The following is a 17,113-nucleotide window of genomic DNA, read 5'->3' on the forward strand; positions in this document are numbered from 1 at the left end:
GCTCGCGGCATGCCCACCCGGATCCGCCCCGCCGCCGCCCATGACCTCGCCGCGCTGCAGGGGATCGAGGACCGGGCCGACCGGATCCTCGTGGAGCTGCTCAGCCCCGCCGCGTGGTGGCCCGCGCCGACCGGGGCGGAGCGCGCGGCCGAACACGGGTTCCTGCTGGTCGCGGAGGACGCGGCCGCGGACGCGCCCGCCCTCGTCGGCTTCGCGCACGTCCTCGAGGCTGACGGCCTCGCGCACCTGGAGCAGGTGGCCGTGCCGCCCGAGCACGGGCGCCGGGGCCACGGTGGAGCGCTCGTGGAGGCGGCGGCCGAGGAGGCGCGGCGGCGCGGGCATCGGCGGATCACGCTGCGCACCTTCGCCGACGTCCCGTGGAACGCGCCCGCCTACGCCCGCGCCGGGTTCGTGGAGGAGCCGCCGGCGACGCCGTTCCACCTGGGCCTCGTGGAGACGGAGGCGGGGCTCGGGCTCGACCGGCTCGGGCGACGGATCCAGATGGGGCGCGCGCTGGGCTGACGGGTGGCAGGGACGGCGCTCGCGACGGGGCCCGACCCGCGAGCCCGCGACGCCCGTGTGGAACGCTGGACGCGTGATCGACGATGCCGACCTGACGCTCCCCGAGGCGGACCGGAGGCGGCTGATCGTCTGGGCGGCTGCCTGCGGTGTCCGGCTCCTGCCGGTCTTCTCCGCCGAGCGCCCGGACGACGGCCGGCTGCGGGACGCCCTCGACGGAGCCGCCGCCTTCGCGGGCGGGACGCTCGGGGTCGGCGTGATGCGCACGCTCGCCTTCGGCTGCCACGCCGCGGCCCGCGACGCCGAGTCCGCGGAGGCGACGGCGGTCGCCCGAGCCGTCGGACAAGCGGCGGCCGTGGCGCACATGGCGGGGCACAGCCGCGAGATCCCGCGGTACACGCGGAAGGCGCTGGCGGGCGAGCAGCTCGTCGCGGAGCTGGAGCGGCAGCGCGCGAGCGTGCCCGCGGGCTTCGCGGCGTACGTCTTCGGCTGAGCCGCGCGCATCCGCCGCCCGTCCTTGCGCGCGGTGCGCGCATCGGCCACGGTGGAGGCATGTCGTCGAGATGAGCACCGGCTCCCGCTCCGCTCCCATCCCACCCGCGCCCGGCGGATCCCGCTCGGCGCGCTTCGACGACAGGACCCCGCATGCCCGCTCACCCCGCGCCCACCGTCCGCGCCTACTCCCCCGCCGACGAGACCGGCTGGCTCCGCTGCCGGGCGCTCTCGTTCCTCGACACGCAGTACTTCGACTACGCGCTGGCCTCGCGCCCGGATCCGGCCGAACCGTCCGTCGCGCTCGTCGCCGAGGACCCGGACGGCACGATCGTCGGGGTCCTCGACATCGGCGTCGAGGGTGCCCTCGCGACCATCGACGCGATCGCCGTCCACCCCGACCACCGGGGCCGACGCATCGCCACGACCCTCCTCGAGGCGGCTCTCCCGCTCCTCGCCGGGACGGGCGCCACCGAGCTCGACGCCTGGACCCGCGAGGATCCGGCCGCGAACGCGTGGTACCGCCGCGTCGGCTTCGTCGAGGAGACCCGCTACCTGCACGTCTACGTGGGCGAGGGTGACGACACGACCGGCTTCACGACCCCCGACGGCCTCGGCCGGCCGGTGCAGGCGCTCCTCCATGCGCCGATCGAGCGCGAGGCGGAGCTGCGGGCGCGGTTCCGGCGCGTGCACGTGTGCCGGCGTTACGTGCAGCCGCTGGAGTGAGTTCAGGTGGGCTACGAAGGCACAGCGCCGTCGACGATGCAGGCCTCGATCGTCCCTCCGCATGGCGCGCGCGAATACCACATCTGCCACATGCGCCGTGCGCGGTCGACCCGGGCAATCCGCGCCCTTAGCGTGATCTATAGATCGATATCCGATTGCGGCCGAACGATCGCGTGGAACTGGCGAGAGGCCTCCTGCCGTGCGACTGGTCGCGCGGCCGGGAGATAGCCGGAAGAGTGATGAGCTCGAAGGATGAGGGGAATCATGGGAAATAACACGAATCGCATGTCACGAACTGTTCGGGCAGCAGCGATGACGGCGGGCCTCATCGGTCTGTTGAGTGGATCCGGGCTCGTGGTCGCCACATCGGCCTCTGCGGCGGATGGGGCGACGATTGTGGGAACCGAGACCGCTGCCGCTGGTCGGACCATCATCCTCCGCCAAGGTACTTATGACGGTGTCGCCGGCTTCGGTTGGACCAAAACCCAAAAGCGTCACGCGATCTTCAGCAAGAACTCAATCGGCTTTGTCTTGAAGAATCCGGATGGCGGGGTCGACGAGGGGGAAGATAGGCGCTACACAGCTTACGCGAATGAAATCACGTGCACTGACGAAGAGAGCTGCACGGTTACGGACTCCCGAGAAGTCAGAGTGGTCAACAAAGCCGTCGGAAAGAGCGATTGGTATGGCGTCGCTCTGGGCGGTGAAGAGGTCGGCATAATCACGGCGTACTGCCTGAACCCGGACGGAGCGCTTGCCTGCCCCTCCTGGGTCGACCTCGCGATCGGAGTGAAGAAGCCGTCCACGACTCGCCTCTCCGAGGGATCGCCCACCTCCACCTCCACCTCGTGGTCGTATGAGCCGATGTCCATCGGGCAGGACGTCCCGTGACGGTCGACGGAGACGTGTTCGTCGACTCGATCCGCGCGCGCTTCTCGGCGAACCCGGGTCTGGTCCCGCGGAAGTCATGGGTGGCCGGCCAGGCTCGCGCGGACGGCTCCGCCGTGATCCTGTACCGGGCGTCCTACTCCCCCCAGGTCGTCGGTCGACGCTGGATGCTCGAGGACCTCGCCAAGTGCTTCTCGCCGAACGACGCGCAGAGCCTGGCATCTGCGGTATTCGCCAACGAGATCGGCGACCCCGACGGCCCGACCGTCTCGCTGGCCGTCGACTGGGCGGACGGACTCGTCGACGAGCCCTCGGCCGTGGGGTGGGTCGTGAACAGGTGGACCGGCGCCGACGGATGCCCCCCCCCGCCCCGCGTGGCGGTGGACCGACGCTCAGCGCGAGCGGCGGAGGGCGACGGCGAACAGGATCGAGAGGGTCACGGAGACGGCGGCACCGATGAGCATCACGACCCCGAGGGCGCCGTTCCCCTCCGTGCCGTCCGCCGCCATGAGCGCCAGCACCCCGACCGCGACCGCGACCTGCGCGACCGCGAGCGACGCGAAGGCCACGATCATCACGCGCTGCGTCGTGCGGATCCGGCGCGACCCGGCCGCCGACGACCTCTGCTCCTGCATCGGGCCCCCTGCCGATCCGCGCGCGCCGGTGCATCCACGGCGTGCGTCCCCTAGGGTCCCAGCATGCCCGTCCTCCTCGACCTCGACGACACCCTCGTCGATCGCTCGGGCGCCTTCGCGCGCTGGGCGGCCGAGGCCGTGCCCGCGTGGGGCGGCGATGCCGCGGACGAGGAGTGGCTGCTCCACGCCGACGGCCGCGGACGCACGCCCCGCGAGGTGCTCGCGCAGCGGATCGTCGACCGGTTCCCCGCGGCCGGCTCCGACGTCGACGGCCTGGTCGCCACGCTGCGCCGCGAGGTCGTCGCCCGGAACGACTGCTACCCGGGCGTCGTGGCACGGCTGCGGGAGCTCGCCGACCTCGGGGAGTCGCTCGTCGTCGTGACCAACGGCGACGCGTGGCAGCAGCGGGCCACAATCGACCGCACCGGGCTCGCCGACCTCGTGACCGGCAGCGTGATCTCAGGCGCGCTGGGCGTGAAGAAGCCCGACGCGCGGATCTTCGCGGCCACCCGCGAGATCGCCGGACCGGGGCGCACCACCTGGATGGTCGGCGACGACATCGAGGCCGACATGGCCGGGGGCCGCGCGGTGGGCCTCGCGACGGCGTGGGTGACGCACGGACGCCCCTGGACGGCCGCCTGGTCGCCGACGCTCCAGGGTCAGGACCCCGCCGACGTGCTCGCCGCGGTGGCCCGCGCGATCCGCGCCGCCGCCTGACCGGATCCGCCCCTACCGCCCCCGCGCCGCCCGCCCGCGCCACAGCAGCCACACGAAGTACGGCGTGCCGACGAGGGCCGTCACGAGGCCCGCGCCGAGCTGGGCCGGGGCGATCACGGTGCGGCCGAGCAGGTCGGCGAGGGTCACGAGCGCGGCGCCCAGGAGGATCGCGACGGGCACCACGCGCGCGTGCCGCGAGCCGACGAGCGCGCGGGCCGCGTGCGGCGCGACCAGGCCGACGAACCCGATCACGCCCACCGCCGCGACGGCCGTCGCCGTGAGCACGACCGCGATCGAGAGGGCGAGCAGGCGCGCGCGGCCGAGCGAGACGCCGAGGAGGCGCGGGGTGTCGTCGTCGAGGGCGACCAGGTCGAGCATCCGGTGCCGCGGGGCCGCGAGCGCCACCCCGAGCACGAGCGCGACGAGCACGGGCAGGGCGTCGTCGAAGCCGCGGCCGTAGGTGGATCCGGAGAGCCAGGTGAGCGCCTTCGCCGCGTTGAAGGGGTCGGTGAGCACGATGATCAGGCTGATGGCCGCGGCCGTGCCCGCCGAGACGCCGACGCCGATGAGCACCAGCCGGTTCTGCGGGAAGCCGCCGCGCGCGGCCAGCCCGAACACGACGCCGGCGGCCGCGAGCGCGCCGAGCCCGGCCGCGCCGGCGATGCCCCAGCCGGCCGCGAGCGGCACGCTCGTCACGAACAGCACCGCGCCGAGGCCCGCGCCGCCGGAGACGCCGAGGATCGCCGGGTCCGCCAGCGGGTTCCGTGTCACGGCCTGCACGAGCACGCCGGCGAGCGCGAGCGCCGCGCCCGCGAGCACGGCGGCGAGCACGCGGGGCACGCGGGTGTCGAGCACGTAGCTGACGATGGGGCCGGCGTTGCCGCGGATCCCGTTCACGACGTCGCCGAGGAGCAGCTTCGCGTCGCCGAGGAGCACGGCCGCGACGAGCGACGCGGCGAGCACGGCCACGAGCGCGCCGACCACGAGCGCGACGCGGCCGCGGGTGACGACGCCGCGCCGCTCGGTCGGCGCGGGCGCCGCGCTGTCGCGGGTGCGCACGGCCAGCACGACGAGCACGACCGCGCCGATGAGGGACGTGACGAGGCCGGTCGGCACGGCCACCGACGCCTCGGCGCCGACGACCGCGCGCAGCAGCACGTCGGCGAGCAGCACGACGGCGGCGCCCATCAGCCCGGCGACGGGGATGAACACCCACGAGCGGCGGACGCCCGGGACGAGCCGGCGTAGCGGCCGCGCGAACGCGGGCGCGTAGAGGCCGACGAAGCCGATGGGCCCGGCGACCGTCACGGCCGCGGCGGAGAGCAGCACGGCGGCGAGCACGGCGACCACGCGGGTCGCCCGCACGTCGACGCCGAGGCTGCGGGCGGCGTCGTCGCCGAGCCCGAGCGCATCCAGCCGACGTGTGAGGAGGAGCAGCAGCGCGAGCGCCACGACCACGACGGGCGCCATCTGGGCGACCGCGTCGAAGCCGTTCTGGCCGATGCCGCCCTGGCCCCAGCGGTAGAGGCCGCCGGTCCGCTGCGGGAACAGGAGGAGGAGCGCGCTGGTCACGGATCCGAGGCCGAGCGCGAGCGCGCTGCCCGCGAGCACGAGGCGCACGGTGCCGGCTCCGAGGCCCGAGACCGCGAGCACGACCGCCGCCGCGACGAGCCCGCCGACGAACGCGACGCCCGCGCCCGCGATCACCGGGAGCGTGAGCCCTGTCACGCCCGCGACCGCGAGGGCCGCGTAGGCGCCCGCGTTCACCGCGAGCGTGTCGGGCGAGGCGAGCACGTTGCGGCTCACCGTCTGGAGCGCGGCGCCGGCCGCGCCGAGGGCGAGTCCCACGAGGATCCCGGCCGCCATGCGCGGCAGCCGCGACGCGACCACGACGGACGCGTCGCCCGGCGTCGCGCGGCCGAGGAGCGCCTCCCCCACCTCACGGGGTCCGACCGCGGCGGTGCCCTGGGTGACGTCGACCACCGCGAGCACCGCCACGACGAGCACCAGCAAGCCGACGACCGCGACGGCCCGCACCGGGATCCGGCCGGCCCCGTCGGCGCGCACGACGGCGGCGAGCGACGGGACGGGGGCCGGCATCGCCGACTCCGCCGGGCGCGCGGGAGGCGCGTCGGCCGGCGGGGGCGCGGTGCGGGCGGGAGCGGTCATCGGATGGGGAGGGCGGGTCGGGCGCGCCGGGTCAGCCGGCGAGGGTGGAGACGAGCGCCTTCGCGTACGCCGTCATGGAGGCGGGGCCGCCGAACACCCAGATGCCCTCGGGCATGCGGTGCACGTCGCCGGCCTTCACGAACGGGAGCGACTGCCAGACGGCGTTGCCGGCGAGGTTCGACGCGAACGGGTCGTCGCCCTGCGAGGAGTTCGAGTTGTAGAGGAACTGCACGTCGCCGACCTTGGTGAGGCCCTCCACGTCGGTGGATCCGAGGCCGTAGGCGGGGTCGACCTCCCCGGTCCACGCGTTCTCGAGGCCGAGCTCGGCGGTCACGTCGCCGACCAGCGAGCCCTTCCCGAACGGGCGGATGGCGACCTGGCCGGCGTCCACGTACGCGTCCGCGAACAGGAACTTCGAGCCCGCGAGCCCCGCCGCGTCGAGCTTCGCCTTGGCGTCGGTGACGGCCTGGTCGTACGCGCCGATGACCTGCGTCGCCTTGTCCTCGGTGCCGGTCGCCTTCGCGATGAGCTCGAGGTTGTCCTCGCTCTGCTGGATCTGCTTCGTGCCGTCGGCCGACTTCACCTGGAGCACGGGCGCGATGGCCTTGAGCTGGGTGACGGCGTCCGCGGGCAGGTCGTCGGTCGCGACGATGAGGTCGGGCGCGAGCGACGCGATGGTCTCCACGCTCGGCTCGCCGCGCGTGCCGATGTCGGCGGGCTCGTTCACGAGCGGGACGGCGGACGACCAGGCGCCGTAGCCCTTCACGTCGGCGACGCCGACCGGATCCACGCCCAGCGACACGAGGTTCTCCACGACGTTCCACTCGGTGCCGACGACCTTCTTCGCGGGCCCGTCGAGCGTGACCGCGGCACCGGTGCCGTCCGTGAGGGTGATCTCCTGCCCGGCCGGCTTCGCGCCGGTGTCCGTGGAGGCCTCCTCCGTGGTGCCGCATGCGGTCAGCGTGAGCGCTGTCGCGGCGGCGAGGGCGGTCATCGCCAGGGTGCGTCGTCTCGTGATCACGGGTGGAGCCTCTCGTTCCTGTGGTGGTGGCGGGCGACCGCGCGGGTGCGCAGGCTGCCCGTCGTCGGGTCCGCGTGGACCTCGACGGGGATGCCGTAGACCTCGGTGAGGAGGTCGGGGGTCAGCACCTCGGTAGGGGTGCCGGTCGTGACGATCCGGCCGTCGGAGAGCAGCGCGACGGTGTCGGCGAGCGCGGCGGCCTGATCGAGGTCGTGGAGGACGACGCCGACGGCGATGCGGCCGTCGTCGGCGAGGTCGCGCACCAGGTCGAGGAGCTCCACCTGGTAGCGGAGGTCGAGGTACGTCGTGGGCTCGTCGAGGAGCAGCACGCCCGTCTCCTGGGCGAGGCAGCTGGCGAGCCAGACGCGCTGGAGCTGGCCGCCGGAGAGCTGGTCGACGCCGCGGTCGGCGAGGGGGACGAGGCCCGTGAGGTCGAGGGCGCGATCCACGGCGGCGCGGCCCTCGGGATCCGCCCCGCCGAACCGGCCGCGGTGCGGGTAGCGGCCGAACTCGACGACGTCGCGCACGCTCAGGCCGCCGGGCGTCGGCCGGCCCTGCGTGAGGAGCGCGACGCGGCGGGCGAAGCGGCGGAGGGAGAGGTCGAGGGCGTCGGTCTCCGTCTCGGCCTCCTCCTCGACCAGCGCGAGGGATCCGGAGCGCGCCGCCTGGAGCCTGGCCATGGTGCGCAAGAGGGTCGACTTGCCGCTGCCGTTGGGGCCGACGAGCACGGTGACGCAGCCGGGCCGGAGCTCCAGGTCGGCGCCGTGCACGACCGCCGTGTCGCCGTACGCGATGGTGATGTCGCGGGCCGCGAGGGCGGATCCCGGCGTCGCCGCGCGCGTCCCCTCCCGCTCCGCCGCGGGCTCGGCGGCGCGCGGGATCGGGACGGTCGAGGCGGCGGAGGTCACGATAGGTGAGGTTAGCCTAACCTCAGCCGTAGCGACAAGCCGTGATGGTCGGGAGCCCGTCCGCACATCGGCCGCGCGCCTCCGGGTGGCGGGCGGTCAGCCGAAGCGGGCCATCATCCGCGTCGGATCCGCGAGCGGCACGAACCCGCTCTGCGCGTACAGGTCGTGCGCGTCCGACGTCGAGAGCAGGATCCGGGCGAGGCCGAGCGGCTCCAGGTCGGCGATCACGCCGGACACCAGCATCCGCCCGACGCCCCGGCCGCGGATCTCAGACGCCACGAACACGTCGCAGAGCCAGGCGAAGGTGACGCCGTCCGTGACCACGCGCGCGTAGGCGACCTGCTCGCCCGTCTCCGTGTCGTGGACGCCGTAGTTGCGCGACCCGTCGATCGCCGCGTCCTGGGTCGCACGGCTACGACCGATCGCCCAGTAGGCCTGCTCGCTCAGCCAGCGGTGGACGCGAGCGCGGTCGATCCTGTCGGTGTCGGACGTGACGGCGAAGCTCGCGGGCATGCTCCGACGCTAGCGACAGGCGTCGGTCGGGCGTTGGTCGGATCAGCCGGTCGGGTCGGCCGCGCCGAGCCGGTGCGCGCCGCGCAGCCAGCGGACGAGGTCGTCGGGGGTCGCGTCGGCGGCGTCGGGAAGCGGATCCGCACTCGCCAGCGCGTGCGCGATCCCGCCCGGCGCGCTCCCCAGCACCGCATCGAGCAGCGCGTCGCCGCGGAGGCCGGCCTCGCCGAGGAGCGCGACCTCGCGCGCGCGGAGCCCCAGCGGCTGGTCGCCGTTGCCGAGGTCGGTGCCGTAGGCGACGCGGCCGCCGAGCCCCCGGTACCGCCGGGCGTTGTCGAGGGCCGCAGCGAGGTCGGCGCCCTCGTGGATGGCGAGGGTCGAGATCCAGAGCACGTCGCGGGCGGCCGACTCCCGGAGCGCGCGGTCGTCGAGCCGCTCGGTCCACGGCACGTGCACGAGCGCATCGGCCCCCGCGCGGACCGCACGCATCGCCTGCCCTGCGCCCTCGGCGTGCACGGCGGCCCGCAGCCCGGCGGCCTGCGCGGCCTCGATGAGCGCGACCAGCACGTCGTCCGTCAGGAGCGGCCCGCCGTCGTGGAGGACGATCTTGAGCACCCCGGATCCGCCGGCCCTCGCCTCCGCGACCGCCCGGGGCGCGTCCTCCGCGCGGGCCACCTCGCGCACGGCGGCGGCAGGCGCCCACGGCCGATCCGACGGGTAACCCCCGACGGCGGTGTGGAACGGACCCGCATAGTGGACGGCCACGCCGCCGGGAGGGCAGGCCGCGATGCGAGCGATCTCCGCCGGATCCCACCCGAGATCCACCACCGACGTGACGGGCGACGCGGCGAGCGCCGCGTGGTCCACCAGGCCGAGGTGCACGTGCCGGTCGTGGACGCCGTCGCTGATGGCCAGGTCGAGGCGACCGAGCACGGGCTCCCCCGGGTCGGCCAGCGCGACGGCGCCGCCGGAGATCCGCACCGCGACCTCCCGGTGCCGGCGCTCGAGCCGCAGCTCGCGGACGCGCCAGACGCCGTCCGCGGGGGCGGGCCGGCGGGCCGGGCGCGAGGGGGTCATGGGGCGAGCGTAGGCCGCGGCCGCACCGCCTCCCGCGCGCGGCGGCGACGTGCGGGACGGATCCGCGCCCCCGCCGCATGTGCAGGAGCCGACCGGCCGGATCCGCGGGCGCCGTACCCTCGTGCGACCGCCCGTCGATCCGCACCGCGAGGTCTCATGCCGTCCGTCCCGCTCCCGCACGCCGCCCGACACCCCGCGCGCCCTGCACGCTCGGGCCCGCCCCGGCCCGCCGCGCCGGATCCGCGACCGGGCCACGCCACGGGAGCACGCGGATCGTGCTGAGCAGCCCGGACCGCGACGACGACCTCCTCCAGGAGCGCCTCCGCGCGCTGCACGACACGTGGCCGGGCGATCCCGCCGACGACGACCCGCTGCACGACGCGCGTCGGCAGGCCGAGGCCGGAGCGCCGCCGCGCCTCATCGACCTGGTCGCCCCCGTGTGCCGTGCGATCGGCCGCCGCCTCGGGGCCAGCGCCACGGGCCTGCCCCTGCCGCCCGCCGTGACGCCACGCGCCGCGACGCCAGCAGCCGACGACGATGCCGCGGGCACCGAGACCACCGCCGCCCCGTCCGCCTCGGCTCCTGCCGCGGACGCGCGCGACGCCCCCGGCACCGACCTCCCCCGCTGACACCCGCCCCGCCACCCCGTGCCATCCCTGCATCCCGCGTCACCTGCGCATCGCGCGCATCGCGCACGACCCACGCATCCCGCACGACCCGCGACGCCGCAGCGCCTCCCACCGCGCGCGCGTCGCTACCGTGTACCCGTGCCCTCCGACCCCGCCCACCGGACCGCTTCCGAGATCGCGCTCCCACCCGCGCCCGCATCAGCGCCCGGGCCCGCGTCGAGGCGCTGCACCGAGGGGCCCCGCGCATGAGGCGCCCGGACGCCGCCCCCACCATCCACGACGTCGCCGCGCGCGCCGGCGTCTCCAAGTCGGTCGTGTCCCGCGCGCTCTCCGGCTCCCCCGGCGTCGCCGCCGCCACGCAGGTGACCGTCCGCGCCGCCGCCGACGAGATCGGCTACGTGCCGAACGCCCACGCGCGCGGCATGTCCGCGCATCGCACGCACACGCTCGGGGTGCTGGTGCGCGACGCGTCCACCCCGTTCTACGGGCACCTGCTCACGGCCCTGCAGCAGCGTGCATCCGAGCGCGGGTACCGCGTCGTCACGGCCACGGGCTTCGGCGCCTTCGACGTGCAGGAGGAGCGCAAGGCCCTCGAGACGCTGGTGTCGCTGCGGGTGGAGGGCCTCGTCGTCTGCAGCGGCGCGCTGCCGGTGGAGGACATCCTGCCCTCGGCCCGCCGGATCCCCACGGTCGTCGCCGGCCGCCCCGAGGTCGACCCAGCGCTCAGCAGCGTCTACTGCGACGAGACCACGGGCGGACACGGCCTCGCCGACCACGTGGCGTCGCTCGGCCACCGCCGGATCGCCGTCGTGACCCTCAGCCCGCGCCTCTCGCTCACCATCTCGGCGCGCACGCACGCGATGCTCGACCGGCTCCGCGCACTGGGCCTCGACGCGGTGCACGTGCGCGCGGACGACCACGCCGACGGCCACCTGGACGGCGCGGACGGCGTCGCCCAGGCGCTCGTGGACGCGGGCGGGATCACGGCCGTCATGGCGCCGAGCGACGTCTGGGCCCTCGCGATCCTCGACGGCCTCGGCCGTCGCGGCGTCACCGCCCCCGACGGCATCTCCGTCACCGGGTACGACGGCCTGCCGCCCTTCACGAGCGAGCTGCTGGGCTTCACGTCGTGGCGCCAGCCGATCCCGGTGATCGGCACGCTCGCGGTCGACGCCGTGGTGGACCGCATCGACGGCACCGTCTCGGGCACCTGCCACACGGCGGTCGACGGCGAGCTGATCCCGGGACGCACGGCGGTCCGCGTCCGCGGCTGATCCGTCGCGGTTCCGCGTCGGGCGTCGCGGTCGACGCCGCGAGAGGGTGGCGCACACCCACGGGATCCGCGGAGGGAGGAGGTGGATGACCGTGCACGACGATCCCGACGCGCTCCGGCCGCCCGCCCCCGTCTTCCATCCCGGCTTCCCCCTCCCGGTCGCCGACTACCGCGCGCTCCGCGACCTCCTCGCCGCCGACGCGACCCTCCCGTCCGAGCTCGTGGTCGCGCACTCGCGCGGCGCCCTCACGGCGCTCGGCGGGCCGACGAGCACGCGCGAGCGCCTCGTGCTGCTGGCGCCGAGCGTGCCGCGGCGGCGCCCCGCGGAACCCCTCCTGCGGGCGGCCTCGCGGGCGACGGCCCGGATCCCCGTGGTCCGCGGCGTCGTCTCCCACGCCCTCCGGCGCGCGGCCTTCCGCCGTAACGGGCTCCGCGCGCCGACGGGAGCGCCGCTGGACCTCGACGCCGTCGCCGACCGTCTCCGCCGCGCACCCGCGCCCGCCCGCGGGCCGAGGTCGATCGTCGTGGTCGTCGCGCGGGCGGACCGCCGATACGACGACCAGCTCCGTCTGGCACGGCATCTCGGCGCGCGCGTCGTCCACGCGCCCGGAGGCCACCTCTTCCCGCTCACGCACCCCGCGGCCACGGCTGCGCTCATCGCCGCTGCCGTCTGACCGCGACCGTCCGAGATCCGGGGTCCGCCTCCGCGGCGCTGGGACCGCGTCACGGCCGGCGTCAGCCGGCCGCCGCACCCGCCGTCCATCCCCCGTTCACCTCGCGGACTTCCCCGCCGACCGCGGATGTGGCACCGTGTCCGTCGCGGTGGGAACGTTCCCATCGCCCGGACCGCACTGCAGGAGGATCCGCATGGACCACGACGACCCGAACGCCTTCGACATCGCCGAACCCGACGTCGCCCCCGCCGCGGCCGGCCGCGTCGACATGCGCCCGTCGCTGCTCCCCCGCGACGACAGCGACCCCTACCGCTACGGGATCTTCCTGCGCCCCGACCCGCGCACCTGCCGCGCCGTCACCGCGGTCACCGACCAGCTCCGCGCGCAGTACGGCCTCGTCTCCGCGGGCGCCTTCCCGCCGCACGCCACCCTCATCGGCAGCCAGCCGTTCGGGCACGACGAGGCCCGGGTGATCGAGGCGGTCACCGAGCTCCTCGCCGACCGTCCCGCGTTCCCGGTGCACAACGCCGGCGTCCGCGAGCAGGGGTTCGGCTTCGTCTACGACGTCGACGAGCGGCCCGACGGCTCGCAGAACGCCGAGCTCCTGGCCCTCGCGGCCGACATCGACCGCGTCGTCGCCCCGTTCCGCCGACCGATGAACTCGCCCGAGCAGCACACCTTCGACCCCGCGCGCTTCCGCGCCCACCTCTCGCTCGCCTCGCACGACCTCTGCGTGCGCCCGGATCTGCACGACGAGGTCGGCGACTTCATCCGCGGGCTCGAGCAGCCCGTGCCCGAGGGCTTCCTGGGCGACACGGTGATCATGTACCGCACGGCGAGCCCCGACTGGTCGGGCCGCTGGTGGACGACGCTCACCTGGGAGCACGTGCGCACCTGGACCCTCGGCGGCACGGCGCGCTGATCCGGCGCCCTCCGCTGTCCCCGCGGCGCACCGCGGAGGCGCCGGTGCCCCCGATCGGCCTCGCGACGCGCGAGGATGGACGGGAGGCACGAGGGGGATCCATGCGCACGACCGTCTACACCAGCACCGCCACGCGGGACCTGACCGACGACGACCTGGCGGAGCTCCTGCGCCAGTGCGTCCGCAACAACGAGCGGTCCGGGCTCACCGGCATGCTCCTGCACCGGGACGGCCGCTTCATGCAGGTGCTCGAGGGGCCCGACGACGCGGTGCGGGACGTGTTCTCCGTCATCGCCGCCGACACCCGGCACTCCGAGGTCCGCCTGCTGCTCGACGAGCCCATCGCCGAGCGGGCCTTCCCGGCCTGGAAGATGGCGTTCCGCACGGTCGACGACGCGATGGTCGCCCGCCTCGAGGGCTACGACGACTTCCTCGACCGCCCGGCGGAGGCGGCCGCCCGCCCCGACGCGCCGTCGCGGGCCCGCTGGCTCCTGGAGTGGTTCCGCTCGCACCCGGTCTGATCCTGCTCACCGCGCGCGGCATGACGCTCACGCGGCTCAACGCGATCCTCGGAGTCAGCCAGGCGAACCTGTCGGTTCTGAAGGACGACCGGGCGCGGGCGGTGCGCTACTCCACGATCGTGGCGGTGTGCCGCGCGCTCGAGTGCGAGATCGGCGAGCTGCTGGTGCTGGATCCGCCGTCGTCGTGATGCGCGCAGCGGCGGCAGGTGCGTCAGCCGCGCAGCGCCGCCAGCGCCTTCTGCACCCGGCGGGCGCGGGTCTCCTCCGTCTTCGCCTCGCCGATCGGATCCATGAGCGCCCGCTGCCGGCTCGACGACAGGGCGGCGAACGCCTCGGCCAGGGCGGGCTCCGCGGCGAGGGCGGCGGCGACCTCCTCGGGGAGCACGGCCTCGCGCGGCACGGCGTCGAGCTCGATCGTGACCTCGACCTCGTCGTCGGCGGCGATCCCCGAGGCGGCGCGATGCGCGGCGCTCAGCGGCAGCAGGTGCTGCCCGCCCATGGTGCCGACGGTCGTGCGGTAGGAGTACCCCGCGACGGTCACGACCACGGCCGGCCGCTTCCCGGCGCCCAGCTCCTCGAGCGCCTCGGGCGGCACGGGCAGCCCCGTCGCGTTCACGCGGGCCTGCAGGACGCGTGTGCGGAAGGTGGGCATGGCGGTTCCTCGGTGAGCGGGCGGCGCGGCGCGGCTCGCCGGCTATGGCCCCGAGGATAGGACCTGAGGATCCGCCCGCGTCGAGACGGCGACCGTGAACTTCGCGTTCCGTCCCGCCTCGCGGGTCGGCCCGACGAGCCGCGTGAGCTGCGGCCGGTAGCCGAGCGGGCTGTTGTAGACGGTCCAGAGCTCGCCGCCCGGGCGCAGCATGCGGGCGGCGGACCGGAAGAGGCGCTCGGCGAGGCCGGCGTGCACGGTCGCGCCCGTGTGGAACGGCGGGTTGAGGAGCACGAGGTCGGCGGATCCGTCGGGCACGGTCGATCCCGCGTCGTCGCGCACCACGGTCACCCGCTCCCCCAGCCCGTTCGCGGCGACGGTGGCGCGGGCCGACGCGACGGCGGCCCACGACTGGTCCGTCGCGATCACGCGCAGGTCCGGCCGGGCGAGCGCGACCGCCGAAGCGAGGACGCCGGTGCCGCAGCCGAGGTCGACCGCGGTGCGCGCGTCGGGCAGGAGGTCCGGCAGGAAGGACAGGAGGAAGCGCGTGCCGATGTCGATGCGCGCACCCGCGAAGGCGGCGCCGTGCGCGCGCACCTCGAGGCCGAGGTCGGGGTGCGACTCGCGGCGCGGGAAGGCGTCGGCCGCGGCGTCGCGGACGGGCCCGCGCGCCACGAGCACGCGCGACTTCTGCCGCGCGAGCGTCGCGTGCACGTCGCCGAAGCGCCGGCGGAGCACGTCGGTCATCGCGGGCGCCATGTGCTTGATCCGCCCGCCCGCGAGCACGGTGACGTCGTCCGCCGCCGTGCGCGCGACCGCACCGGCCCACTCGTCGAGCGCGTCGAGGCTGCGCGGCAGGCGGGCGACGACGACCCGTGCGCCGGCCGCGAGGGCGTCGTCGAGCCCGTGGTGCGCGAACGCGGCCGTCTCGCCGAGGTCGCGGGCGTTGAGGTCGAGCGCCGTCTCGGAGACGAGGGCGTCCTGGTGCACGCGGATCCGCATCGGATCCGCCGCCCCGGCCCGCCGGAGCGCCGCGGCGGCCCCGAGCGCCAGGGCGCCGTACTGGTCGCCGATCACCACGACCTCGTCGGCCGCGAGGGGCCGACCGGCCGCGGCCGCGTCGGCGAGGAGCGCCAGCAGCTCGTCGAGGAGCAGGCGATCCGCGGCGTCGGCCGCGAAGAGGTTCTCGGCCTCGACGTCGGGCCGGCGCCGGAGCGCGCCCAGGTCGAGGAGGTCGTCGGCGGCGGTCGCCGCCGATCCCGTGGCGTCGGTCACCGCGCGTCGCGCCCGCCGGCGTCCCGGTCGTCGCCGGGGCGGGCCAGCGCCGCGCGGTACAGCACGACCTCGGTCTGCCGCGAGGGGCGCACGCCCGCGCGCAGCGACACCACGTCGCCGTCGCCGCGGGCCGCGAACACGCGGCGGCCGGGCCGGGAGAGCAGCTCGTCCGCGAGCGCGGACTCGAGCTGGCGCACGCGGCCGCGGAGCTCGGACACCTGGTTCTCCAGCTCGAGGATCCGGGCGATCCCCTCCAGGCTCACGCCCTCCGCGCCCAGCCGGGCGACCTCCCGCAGCTGCACGATGTCGCGCATCGAGTAGCGGCGGCTTCTCCCGGCCGTGCGGGTGGGCGACACGAGCCCGAGGCGGTCGTACTGCCGGAGCGTCTGCGGGTGCATGCCCGAGAGCTCCGCCGCCACGGAGATCACGAAGACGGGGGCGTCCTCGTCCATCGCGTCGCGGGGATCCACGTCAGCTCCTGGCCCGCTCGATGAGGTCGGCGCGCGGGTCCTCGACGGGACCCGAGCTGGCGAACGCGTCGAGCGCCACGCGCTGCGCGTCGGTGAGGCGCGACGGCACCGCGACCTCGATGCGCGCGAGCAGGTCGCCCGTGCCCTTCGCGGTCGTGACGCCGCGGCCCTTGACCCGCAGCACCTTGCCGCTGGACGTGCCGGGCGTGACCTTGAGCCGCACCGGGTCGCCCCCGAGCGTCGGCACCTCGATGGTCGCGCCGAGCGCGGCCTCGGGGAACGTCACGGGCACGTTGACCCGCAGGTTCAGCCCGTCGCGCTCGAACACGGGGTGCGGTCGCACGTGGACCGTGAGGATGATGTCGCCCGCCGCGCCGCCGTCGCCCGACGGCTCGCCCTTGCCGGCGAGCCGGATCTTCTGCCCGTCGGTGACCCCGGCCGGCACGCGCACCGTGAGGGGGCGGCCGTCGGAGTCCTGCAGGCGCACGACGTCGCCCTGCACGGCGGTGAGGAAGTCGATCGTGGTGGACGCCGTCACGTCGCGGCCCTTGGTGGGTGCGCCGTAGCCGCGGTAGCCGCCGGTCGACTGGCCGAAGCCGCCGTTGCCGAACATGCCGCCGAGGATGTCCTCGAACCCGCCCTGGCTGTACTGCGGCTGGCCGGATCCGAACCCGGCCGCGCGCCGGCCGCGGCCGCCGGCCTGCTGGCCGAACATGCCGCCGAACACGTCCTCGAAGCCGCCGCCCTGCGCACCGGCGCCGGGCGCGCTGAAGCGAGCGCCGGATCCCATCGCGCGCATCTGGTCGTACTCGCGGCGCTGCTCCTTGTCGGACAGCACGGCGTTGGCAGCGCTGATCTCCTTGAAGCGCGCCTCGGCCGACGGATCCGGGTTGCTGTCCGGGTGGTACTGCCGCGCGAGCTTGCGGTAGGCCTTCTTCAGGTCGGCCTCCGAGACGTCCTTGGACACTCCGAGGACCTTGTAGAAGTCCTTGTCGAACCAGTCCTGGCTGGCCATCAGACGCCTCCCTTCTTCTTCTC

At 75.4% G+C, this 17,113-nt stretch carries 21 protein-coding genes; 11 read left to right on the forward strand and 10 right to left on the reverse strand.

Annotated elements, in window-relative coordinates; genetic code table 11:
- Positions 1 to 9: 9 nt before the first annotated feature.
- From PED38_RS08710 to PED38_RS08725, 4 genes are all read left to right on the forward strand, one after another.
- Positions 10 to 522 (forward strand): GNAT family N-acetyltransferase, encoded by a 513-nt coding sequence (locus PED38_RS08710; protein WP_270980889.1) that lies wholly within the window; start codon positions 10 to 12, stop codon positions 520 to 522.
- A 73-nt stretch (positions 523 to 595) separates the two neighbouring features.
- Complete coding sequence (locus tag PED38_RS08715; RefSeq protein WP_270980890.1) at positions 596 to 1,012, forward strand: putative immunity protein; 417 nt, start codon at positions 596 to 598, stop codon at positions 1,010 to 1,012.
- A 152-nt stretch (positions 1,013 to 1,164) separates the two neighbouring features.
- Positions 1,165 to 1,737, forward strand: a complete 573-nt coding sequence (locus PED38_RS08720) for a GNAT family N-acetyltransferase (protein ID WP_063072094.1) — start codon at positions 1,165 to 1,167, stop codon at positions 1,735 to 1,737.
- A gap of 264 nt (positions 1,738 to 2,001) precedes the next feature.
- Positions 2,002 to 2,628, forward strand: a complete 627-nt coding sequence (locus PED38_RS08725) for a hypothetical protein (RefSeq protein WP_270980891.1) — start codon at positions 2,002 to 2,004, stop codon at positions 2,626 to 2,628.
- A 389-nt stretch (positions 2,629 to 3,017) separates the two neighbouring features.
- Here PED38_RS08725 and PED38_RS08730 read toward each other — a convergent pair whose 3' ends face one another.
- Entirely contained in the window at positions 3,018 to 3,260 is a 243-nt protein-coding gene (locus PED38_RS08730; RefSeq protein ID WP_270980892.1) for a hypothetical protein, read from the reverse strand.
- Positions 3,261 to 3,323: 63 nt separating this feature from the next.
- Between PED38_RS08730 and PED38_RS08735 the strand changes: the two genes are divergently transcribed.
- On the forward strand, positions 3,324 to 3,977 hold the full coding sequence (locus tag PED38_RS08735) for an HAD family hydrolase (protein ID WP_270980893.1): 654 nt from the start codon (positions 3,324 to 3,326) through the stop codon (positions 3,975 to 3,977).
- Between the two features lie 12 nt (positions 3,978 to 3,989).
- On the opposite strand, the gene PED38_RS08740 is transcribed toward PED38_RS08735, so the two are convergent.
- The 5 genes from PED38_RS08740 to PED38_RS08760 all read right to left on the reverse strand — a co-directional run bounded on the left by PED38_RS08740 (position 3,990) and on the right by PED38_RS08760 (position 9,662).
- A complete protein-coding gene (locus PED38_RS08740; protein ID WP_270980894.1) occupies positions 3,990 to 6,146 on the reverse strand; it encodes an iron ABC transporter permease in 2,157 nt (718 codons plus the stop codon).
- Positions 6,147 to 6,177: 31 nt separating this feature from the next.
- Positions 6,178 to 7,167, reverse strand: coding sequence for an iron-siderophore ABC transporter substrate-binding protein (locus PED38_RS08745; RefSeq protein WP_081235061.1), 990 nt, complete (start codon positions 7,165 to 7,167; stop codon positions 6,178 to 6,180).
- The gene (locus PED38_RS08750) at positions 7,164 to 8,075 is read right to left on the reverse strand and encodes an ABC transporter ATP-binding protein (RefSeq protein WP_270980895.1); all 912 of its coding nucleotides are present in this window, start codon (positions 8,073 to 8,075) and stop codon (positions 7,164 to 7,166) included. The genes PED38_RS08745 and PED38_RS08750 overlap by 4 nt, the downstream gene beginning before the upstream one ends.
- A 96-nt stretch (positions 8,076 to 8,171) precedes the next feature.
- Positions 8,172 to 8,588, reverse strand: a complete 417-nt coding sequence (locus PED38_RS08755) for a GNAT family N-acetyltransferase (RefSeq protein ID WP_270980896.1) — start codon at positions 8,586 to 8,588, stop codon at positions 8,172 to 8,174.
- A gap of 42 nt (positions 8,589 to 8,630) precedes the next feature.
- Positions 8,631 to 9,662 carry a hydrolase gene (locus PED38_RS08760; RefSeq protein ID WP_270980897.1) on the reverse strand — a complete coding sequence of 344 codons (1,032 nt, stop codon included), beginning with the start codon at positions 9,660 to 9,662 and terminating at the stop codon, positions 8,631 to 8,633.
- 275 nt (positions 9,663 to 9,937) lie between these two features.
- Here PED38_RS08760 and PED38_RS08765 point away from each other — a divergent pair, with 275 nt between their 5' ends.
- The 6 genes from PED38_RS08765 (at position 9,938) to PED38_RS08790 (ending at position 13,869) form a co-directional block, all read left to right on the forward strand.
- Entirely contained in the window at positions 9,938 to 10,291 is a 354-nt protein-coding gene (locus tag PED38_RS08765) for a hypothetical protein (RefSeq protein ID WP_270980898.1), read from the forward strand.
- A gap of 245 nt (positions 10,292 to 10,536) precedes the next feature.
- The gene (locus PED38_RS08770; protein WP_063072102.1) at positions 10,537 to 11,565 is read left to right on the forward strand and encodes a LacI family DNA-binding transcriptional regulator; all 1,029 of its coding nucleotides are present in this window, start codon (positions 10,537 to 10,539) and stop codon (positions 11,563 to 11,565) included.
- A gap of 85 nt (positions 11,566 to 11,650) precedes the next feature.
- Positions 11,651 to 12,238 (forward strand): alpha/beta hydrolase, encoded by a 588-nt coding sequence (locus tag PED38_RS08775; protein ID WP_270980899.1) that lies wholly within the window; start codon positions 11,651 to 11,653, stop codon positions 12,236 to 12,238.
- Between the two features lie 193 nt (positions 12,239 to 12,431).
- Entirely contained in the window at positions 12,432 to 13,160 is a 729-nt protein-coding gene (locus tag PED38_RS08780; protein ID WP_063072104.1) for a 2'-5' RNA ligase family protein, read from the forward strand.
- Between the two features lie 101 nt (positions 13,161 to 13,261).
- Positions 13,262 to 13,681, forward strand: a complete 420-nt coding sequence (locus PED38_RS08785; protein WP_063072105.1) for a BLUF domain-containing protein — start codon at positions 13,262 to 13,264, stop codon at positions 13,679 to 13,681.
- A complete protein-coding gene (locus tag PED38_RS08790) occupies positions 13,657 to 13,869 on the forward strand; it encodes a helix-turn-helix domain-containing protein (protein ID WP_270980900.1) in 213 nt (70 codons plus the stop codon). The genes PED38_RS08785 and PED38_RS08790 overlap by 25 nt, the downstream gene beginning before the upstream one ends.
- A 23-nt stretch (positions 13,870 to 13,892) precedes the next feature.
- On the opposite strand, the gene PED38_RS08795 is transcribed toward PED38_RS08790, so the two are convergent.
- The 4 genes from PED38_RS08795 to PED38_RS08810 are packed head-to-tail and all read right to left on the reverse strand — an operon-like array spanning position 13,893 to position 17,090.
- The gene (locus PED38_RS08795) at positions 13,893 to 14,333 is read right to left on the reverse strand and encodes a YdeI/OmpD-associated family protein (RefSeq protein WP_270980901.1); all 441 of its coding nucleotides are present in this window, start codon (positions 14,331 to 14,333) and stop codon (positions 13,893 to 13,895) included.
- Between the two features lie 42 nt (positions 14,334 to 14,375).
- Complete coding sequence (locus tag PED38_RS08800; protein ID WP_270980902.1) at positions 14,376 to 15,605, reverse strand: class I SAM-dependent methyltransferase; 1,230 nt, start codon at positions 15,603 to 15,605, stop codon at positions 14,376 to 14,378.
- Positions 15,602 to 16,057 carry a heat shock protein transcriptional repressor HspR gene (locus tag PED38_RS08805; protein ID WP_063072114.1) on the reverse strand — a complete coding sequence of 152 codons (456 nt, stop codon included), beginning with the start codon at positions 16,055 to 16,057 and terminating at the stop codon, positions 15,602 to 15,604. Before PED38_RS08805 ends, PED38_RS08800 begins: the two co-directional genes overlap by 4 nt.
- Positions 16,058 to 16,076: 19 nt before the next feature.
- The gene (locus PED38_RS08810) at positions 16,077 to 17,090 is read right to left on the reverse strand and encodes a DnaJ C-terminal domain-containing protein (RefSeq protein WP_270980903.1); all 1,014 of its coding nucleotides are present in this window, start codon (positions 17,088 to 17,090) and stop codon (positions 16,077 to 16,079) included.
- Positions 17,091 to 17,113: the final 23 nt, after the last annotated feature.

Source organism: Clavibacter sp. CT19 (genome assembly GCF_027858075.1).
Lineage (GTDB): Bacteria > Actinomycetota > Actinomycetes > Actinomycetales > Microbacteriaceae > Clavibacter > Clavibacter tessellarius_A.

Coding starts and splice junctions, on each gene's coding strand:
- PED38_RS08740 (WP_270980894.1), bottom strand. CDS start 6,146: ATGACCGCTCCCGCCCGCACCGCGCCCCCGCCGGCCGACGCGCCTCCC.
- PED38_RS08725 (WP_270980891.1), top strand. CDS start 2,002: ATGGGAAATAACACGAATCGCATGTCACGAACTGTTCGGGCAGCAGCG.
- PED38_RS08735 (WP_270980893.1), top strand. CDS start 3,324: ATGCCCGTCCTCCTCGACCTCGACGACACCCTCGTCGATCGCTCGGGC.
- PED38_RS08720 (WP_063072094.1), top strand. CDS start 1,165: ATGCCCGCTCACCCCGCGCCCACCGTCCGCGCCTACTCCCCCGCCGAC.
- PED38_RS08755 (WP_270980896.1), bottom strand. CDS start 8,588: ATGCCCGCGAGCTTCGCCGTCACGTCCGACACCGACAGGATCGACCGC.
- PED38_RS08760 (WP_270980897.1), bottom strand. CDS start 9,662: ATGACCCCCTCGCGCCCGGCCCGCCGGCCCGCCCCCGCGGACGGCGTC.
- PED38_RS08710 (WP_270980889.1), top strand. CDS start 10: ATGCCCACCCGGATCCGCCCCGCCGCCGCCCATGACCTCGCCGCGCTG.
- PED38_RS08795 (WP_270980901.1), bottom strand. CDS start 14,333: ATGCCCACCTTCCGCACACGCGTCCTGCAGGCCCGCGTGAACGCGACG.
- PED38_RS08810 (WP_270980903.1), bottom strand. CDS start 17,090: ATGGCCAGCCAGGACTGGTTCGACAAGGACTTCTACAAGGTCCTCGGA.
- PED38_RS08785 (WP_063072105.1), top strand. CDS start 13,262: ATGCGCACGACCGTCTACACCAGCACCGCCACGCGGGACCTGACCGAC.
- PED38_RS08780 (WP_063072104.1), top strand. CDS start 12,432: ATGGACCACGACGACCCGAACGCCTTCGACATCGCCGAACCCGACGTC.
- PED38_RS08730 (WP_270980892.1), bottom strand. CDS start 3,260: ATGCAGGAGCAGAGGTCGTCGGCGGCCGGGTCGCGCCGGATCCGCACG.
- PED38_RS08805 (WP_063072114.1), bottom strand. CDS start 16,057: ATGGACGAGGACGCCCCCGTCTTCGTGATCTCCGTGGCGGCGGAGCTC.
- PED38_RS08770 (WP_063072102.1), top strand. CDS start 10,537: ATGAGGCGCCCGGACGCCGCCCCCACCATCCACGACGTCGCCGCGCGC.
- PED38_RS08775 (WP_270980899.1), top strand. CDS start 11,651: ATGACCGTGCACGACGATCCCGACGCGCTCCGGCCGCCCGCCCCCGTC.